This window comes from Mesorhizobium sp. M2C.T.Ca.TU.002.02.1.1, from assembly GCF_003997225.1.
The window spans coordinates 1-5,624 of the sequence record NZ_RZTO01000388.1; the positions used below are offsets into that span (position 1 = coordinate 1).

The 5,624-nt window shown below is 65.9% G+C and carries 6 protein-coding genes; 5 read left to right on the forward strand and 1 reads right to left on the reverse strand.

Features of this window, described 5'->3' with window-relative positions; genetic code table 11:
- The 5 genes from trpD to lexA form a co-directional block, all read left to right on the forward strand.
- Positions 1 to 769 (forward strand): anthranilate phosphoribosyltransferase (trpD, locus tag EOD07_RS20060; RefSeq protein ID WP_127236703.1); only part of this gene is annotated, 769 nt, incomplete at its 5' end.
- Positions 770 to 773: 4 nt separating this feature from the next.
- On the forward strand, positions 774 to 1,586 hold the full coding sequence (gene trpC / locus EOD07_RS20065; RefSeq protein ID WP_127236704.1) for an indole-3-glycerol phosphate synthase TrpC: 813 nt from the start codon (positions 774 to 776) through the stop codon (positions 1,584 to 1,586).
- A gap of 1 nt (position 1,587) precedes the next feature.
- Positions 1,588 to 2,064, forward strand: coding sequence for a cyclic pyranopterin monophosphate synthase MoaC (gene moaC, locus EOD07_RS20070; RefSeq protein ID WP_127236705.1), 477 nt, complete (start codon positions 1,588 to 1,590; stop codon positions 2,062 to 2,064).
- Positions 2,064 to 3,269: a gephyrin-like molybdotransferase Glp gene (gene glp / locus EOD07_RS20075; RefSeq protein WP_127236706.1), complete on the forward strand. Its 1,206-nt coding sequence runs from the start codon at positions 2,064 to 2,066 to the stop codon at positions 3,267 to 3,269. The genes moaC and glp overlap by 1 nt, the downstream gene beginning before the upstream one ends.
- Positions 3,270 to 3,385: 116 nt before the next feature.
- Positions 3,386 to 4,126, forward strand: coding sequence for a transcriptional repressor LexA (gene lexA / locus EOD07_RS20080; protein WP_127236707.1), 741 nt, complete (start codon positions 3,386 to 3,388; stop codon positions 4,124 to 4,126).
- Here lexA and EOD07_RS20085 read toward each other — a convergent pair.
- A partial coding sequence (locus EOD07_RS20085) for a ComEC/Rec2 family competence protein (protein WP_164772374.1) occupies positions 4,120 to 5,624 on the reverse strand: 1,505 nt, incomplete at its 5' end. The two genes, lexA and EOD07_RS20085, sit on opposite strands and share 7 nt — an antisense overlap.

A 5,624-nucleotide genomic window follows, 5' to 3' on the forward strand; every position in this document is an offset into this window, starting at 1 on the left:
CGCCGGCGGCGACAATTCGCACTCGGTCAACATCTCGACCGCTTCGGCCTTCGTCATCGCCGCCGCCGGCGTGCCGGTAGCCAAGCATGGCAATCGCGGCCTGTCCTCGCTGACCGGCTCCGCCGACGTGCTGACGGCGCTGGGCGTCAAGATCGACATCTCGCCCGAAATGATCGGCCGCTGCATCCACGAGGCCGGTGTCGGCTTCATGTTCGCGCCGGCGCATCATCCGGCGATGAAGCATGTCGGGCCGACTCGCGTCGAGCTCGGCACCCGCACCATCTTCAACCTGCTCGGACCGCTGTCGAATCCCGCCGGCGTCAGCCGCCAGATGGTCGGCGTTTTCCTGCCGGAATGGATCATGCCGGTGGCCGAGACGTTGAAGGCGCTGGGCGCCGAGCACGCCTGGGTCGTCCATGGCGACGGCTATGATGAGATCACCACCACGGGCGAGACCCAGGTGGCGGAGCTTGCCGGCGGCGAGATCCGCAGCTTTACCCTGACGCCGGAAGCCGTCGGATTGAAGCGGCACACCAGGGAAGAGCTGCGCGGCGGCGACGCGGCCTACAACGCCAAGGAATTACGCGATATGCTGGGCGGAGCGCCCGGCGCTTATCGCGATACGGTGCTGATGAATGCCGGCGCCGGGCTGGTCGTGGCCGGCAAGGTGACGACTTTGGCCGACGGCATCGCGGCGGCGGCGCAAGCGATCGACAGCGGCCGCGCGCTTGGCGTGCTGGACAAGCTTGTCGAGATTTCGAACGGATAAGGCCTTGTCGGATATCCTGCGCAAGATCGAAGCCTACAAGCGCGACGAGATCGCCGCGGCGAAAGCGAAAGTACCGTTCGTCGAGATCAAGGCGCGGGCAAAGGATGCCGGTGCGACGCGCGGCTTCCTCGCGGCGCTCGACGCCAAGCGCCGGGCCGGCAACTTCGCGCTGATCGCCGAGATCAAGAAGGCCAGCCCTTCCAAAGGCCTGATCCGCGCCGATTTCGATCCGCCGGCGCTCGCCAGGGCTTATCAGAAAGGTGGCGCAGCCTGTCTTTCGGTGCTGACCGATGCACCGTCCTTTCAGGGCGCGCCGGAATTCCTGACGGCCGCGCGGGCAGCGGTACGCTTGCCGGCCCTGCGCAAGGATTTCCTGTTCGATCCCTACCAGGTCTACGAAGCGCGCGCCTGGGGCGCCGACGCCATCCTGATCATCATGGCGAGCGTCGACGACACGCTGGCCAGGGACCTCGAAGCGACCGCCTTCGAGCTCGGCATGGACGCTCTGATCGAGGTGCATAACGAGGCTGAAATGGAGCGTGCGCTAAAATTGTCGTCGCGGCTGATCGGTATCAACAACCGTAATCTGCGGACCTTCGAGACCAGCCTTGAGACTTCCGAGCGGTTGGCGCCGATGGTGCCGGCGAACCGGCTGCTGGTCGGCGAAAGCGGCATCTTCACGCATCAGGATTGCCGCCGGCTGGAGAAGAGCAAGATCGGCACCTTCCTGGTCGGCGAGAGCCTGATGCGACAGGCCGATGTGGCCGCGGCAACCGAGCTTCTGCTGACGGGCAAGGCAGCGGCCGAGGCCGTCTGATATGGCCCTCACCCATCTCGGCGCCAAGGGCGAAGCCAACATGGTCGATGTCGGCGACAAGGCCGAGACGACGCGCACCGCGACCGCCGAAGGCGTTGTCTCCATGCGGCCTGAAACGCTGGAGATGATTCTCGCTGGCGACGCCAAGAAAGGCGACGTGCTGGGCACAGCGCGCATCGCCGGCATCATGGCCGCGAAGAAGACGCATGAGTTGATCCCGCTTTGCCATCCGCTGCTTCTCACCAAAGTGGCCGTCGAGATCGAGCCGGACCGCACGCTGCCGGGCCTCAGGGTCACCGCGCTCGCCCGTGTCACCGGCAAGACCGGCGTGGAGATGGAGGCGCTGACCGCCGCCTCGGTCGCTTGCCTCACCATCTACGACATGGCCAAGGCGGCGGATCGCGGCATGGTGATTTCCGGCGTCCGGCTGGTCGAGAAGACCGGCGGTAAGTCCGGTGACTACAAGGCGGATGCCTGATGGCGTTGGTTCCGGTCGCCGAAGCGCTCGAACGCCTGCTCGACGGCGCAGCACCTTTGCCGGGCGAACGCATTCCGCTGGCGGATGCGGCCGGGCGGGTCCTGGCGGAACCGGTTGTGGCGCTGCGCACGCAGCCGCCCTTCAACGCCTCCGCCATGGACGGCTACGCCGCGCGCGCCGCCGACGTCGCTTCGGCGCCGGCGCAACTCGAGGTCATAGGCATGGCGCCTGCAGGGCGGCGCTTTTCCGGGACCGTCGGCGAAGGCCAGGCCGTGCGCATCTTCACCGGCGCGCCGCTGCCTGATGGCGCCGACACCATCGTCATCCAGGAAAACGTCCGCGATCGCGGCAATGGCAAGATCGAGGTCACCGAACCGACCGCGCAAGCACGCAATGTACGTCGCCGCGGGCTCGACTTCGGTGAGGGCGACGTGCTGCTCGAAAAGGGCCGTGTGCTCGATGCGGCAGCCCTTTCGCTGGCCGCCTCGGCCAACCATCCCGCCCTGAATGTCGTACGCCGGCCGCTGGTCGCAATCATCGCCACCGGCGATGAACTGCTGCCCCCGGGCAGCGCGCTCGGCCCCGATCAGATCATTTCGTCGAATGCCTATGGCGTCGCCGCAGCCGCCCAGTCGGTCGGCGCACGTGCGCTCGATCTCGGCATCGCCGCCGACCGCAAGGAGGCGATCGCCGCGTTGGTCAGGAAAGCGGTCGAGGCGAATGCCGATGTCATCGTCACGCTCGGCGGTGCCTCGGTCGGTGATCACGACCTGATCCATGACGTGCTGACCGGCGAAGGCATGCAGCTCGACTTCTGGAAGATCGCCATGCGCCCCGGCAAACCGCTGATGTTCGGCCGGCTTGGCAACGTCCGTTGCATCGGCCTGCCCGGCAATCCGGTGGCAAGCATCGTCTGCTCGCAGCTGTTCCTGAAGCCGCTGCTTGCCCGGCTCGGCGGCCGCGACCATAGGCAAGACCTGCGAACGGCCCGGCTGGGCGCCGCGATGCAGGCCAATGACCTCAGGCAGGACTATGTGCGCGCCGTCGTGCGCGAGGACGCCGGCACGCTGGTCGCGACCCCGTTCGGCATCCAGGACTCCTCGATGCTGAGGATGCTCGCCGACGCCAACGGCCTGATCGTGCGCGAGCCTTTCGCGCCGGCCGCCGAAACCGGCGCCGAATGCAGCGTTCTGATGTTACGCTGAACAAAACGTCAACAAATTCACTAAACTTTAAACGGTTGCGGAACACAACTGGAACAGATAGTGTTTGTTCTGGGTTTGTTTTTCTGATTCTGGTTTCAGAACCCGTGGGGGCCGCCATGCTGACGCGCAAACAACATGAACTTCTGATGTTCATCCACGAAAGGCTGAAGGAAAGCGGGATTCCGCCGTCTTTCGACGAGATGAAGGAAGCGCTCGACCTCGCCTCCAAGTCCGGCATCCACCGGCTGATCACCGCGCTGGAGGAACGCGGCTTCATTCGCCGGCTGCCGAACCGGGCGCGCGCGCTGGAAGTGTTGCGGCTGCCCGACTCGATCGCCCCCGGCCTCAATGCGGCGAAGAAGTTTTCGCCGAGCGTCATCCAGGGAAGCCTGGGTCAGAACAATCTCAACCGTCAGATCAAGCCGGCTACGCCATCGCGCGCCCCGACGCCAAGCAATGACGACGATGCCGGGTCCGCCGTATCCATTCCGGTGATGGGCCGCATCGCCGCCGGCGTGCCGATCGACGCCATCCAGCACCAGACGCATTCGATCACAGTGCCGCCGGACATGATAGCCGGCGGCGAGCATTACGCGCTCGAGGTCAAGGGCGACTCGATGATCGAGGCCGGCATCTTCGACGGCGACACCGTCATCATCCGCAACGCCAACACGGCAAGCCCGGGCGAGATCGTGGTCGCGCTGGTCGATGACGAGGAAGCGACGCTCAAGCGCTTCCGCCGCAAGGGCGCCTCGATCGCGCTGGAGGCCGCCAACCCGGCCTACGAGACCCGCATCTTCGGGCCGGACCGGGTCAAGGTGCAGGGCAAGCTTGTCGGGCTGATCCGCCGCTACTGATCCGGTCGCGAAGGTTTCGCATCCGCCCGCGCAGGCTTTTGATAAGGCGGCAGTCCTCTCGCTTCGCGAGTGTATTTCCGCTGCTCGTGCCAGGGCCGATATGGCTCTTCCACAGCATAGCGGACGGCCGGCCGCGCGGTTGCCGATTGCGGATCGAAGAAGACGGCGGCGCTGCCGTCGCGCGCCAGCTGCCGCTTGGTGACGACAAGCACGCGCGGATCGTAGCAAGGATTGTTGGCGGTGGCGTCGTTGATGACGATGAGATCAGCGAAGCCGCAGGCAGGCCGGGCGCTGTCGCGGTTTTCGGCGAGCGCGACGATGGCGCCGGATGGATGCCGGCCGATGCAGAGATCACCCGTACAGTAGAACGGCGAGCCGGGCGGCAGGTCGACGGGATCGGCGATGTCCAGCGCATCTTTGGCGAACGTCTCCGGCGGCACGATTGTCTCGGCTTTCAGCGCACGTTTCCAGTTGTCGGTGGTGAACTCGTTGGAGCGGTCGCGATTGACGGCAAGCTCGCCGCCGCCGATCGGCATCGCCACCAGATGCGCGTCCTCGGAAATGAGCACATCCGGCGTGCGGGCATGCGGAATGGCCAGCAGCGCGGCGAGCGCAAAGGGAACGGCGGCAAGCCTCAGCCAGGTGGTGGCCATCGTCGCGATCACCAGCGCGACCGTCGCCAGCAGCACCGACTGGATCGAGATCAGCCCGACGGCATCGACCGGTGAGCGCTCGGAGATCCACGCCGAAATGGCGATCATCGCCGTCAGGCCCTTGCCCATGACAAAGAGGAACGGGCCGTCGAAGCCGAAGGGCATAGCCAGTGCGCTCAACACGGCAAACGGCATGACGATCAGCGAGACGATCGGCATGACCGCCAGGTTGGCGAGCAGGCTGAGCGGCGACACGCGCTGGAAATGCCAGATCGCAAACAGCAACGTCGCGCTGCCCGCGATGAGCGACGTCACGGCGGCGCCACCCACACCGACCGCCATTTTTCGCGACAGGAACCCGAGGAACGAACGCTTTGCCGGCGGCGCGGTCGTTTTGCCGGCGCGATAGTCGGCAAAGCCGGCATAGGCGCCGACCAGGGCGGCGGTGGCGGCGAAGGACATCTGGAAGCTCGGGCCGACCACTTCATGCGGCGAGACGAGGATCACGGCGATGGCCGAGATCGCCAGGTTGCGCATGGTGAGCGCCGCGCGGTCGAAGAGCACGGCGGCGAGCATCACGGCGAGCATGATGAAGCTTCGCTCGGCCGCCACCACGATGCCGGAGATCACGAGGTATGCCGCGATCGAGATGAGCGCGATACCAGCGGCATATTTCTTCACCGGCCGGCGCGACGAGAAATCGGGAAACAGCGCGAAGGCGCCGCGCAAAAGCACCATGATCGTGCCGGCGACCAGCGCCATGTGCAGGCCGGAGATCGAGATGATGTGGTAGATGCCGGTGCGCCGCATCGACTCGTTGATTGCTTCCGGAATTCCGGCGCGCA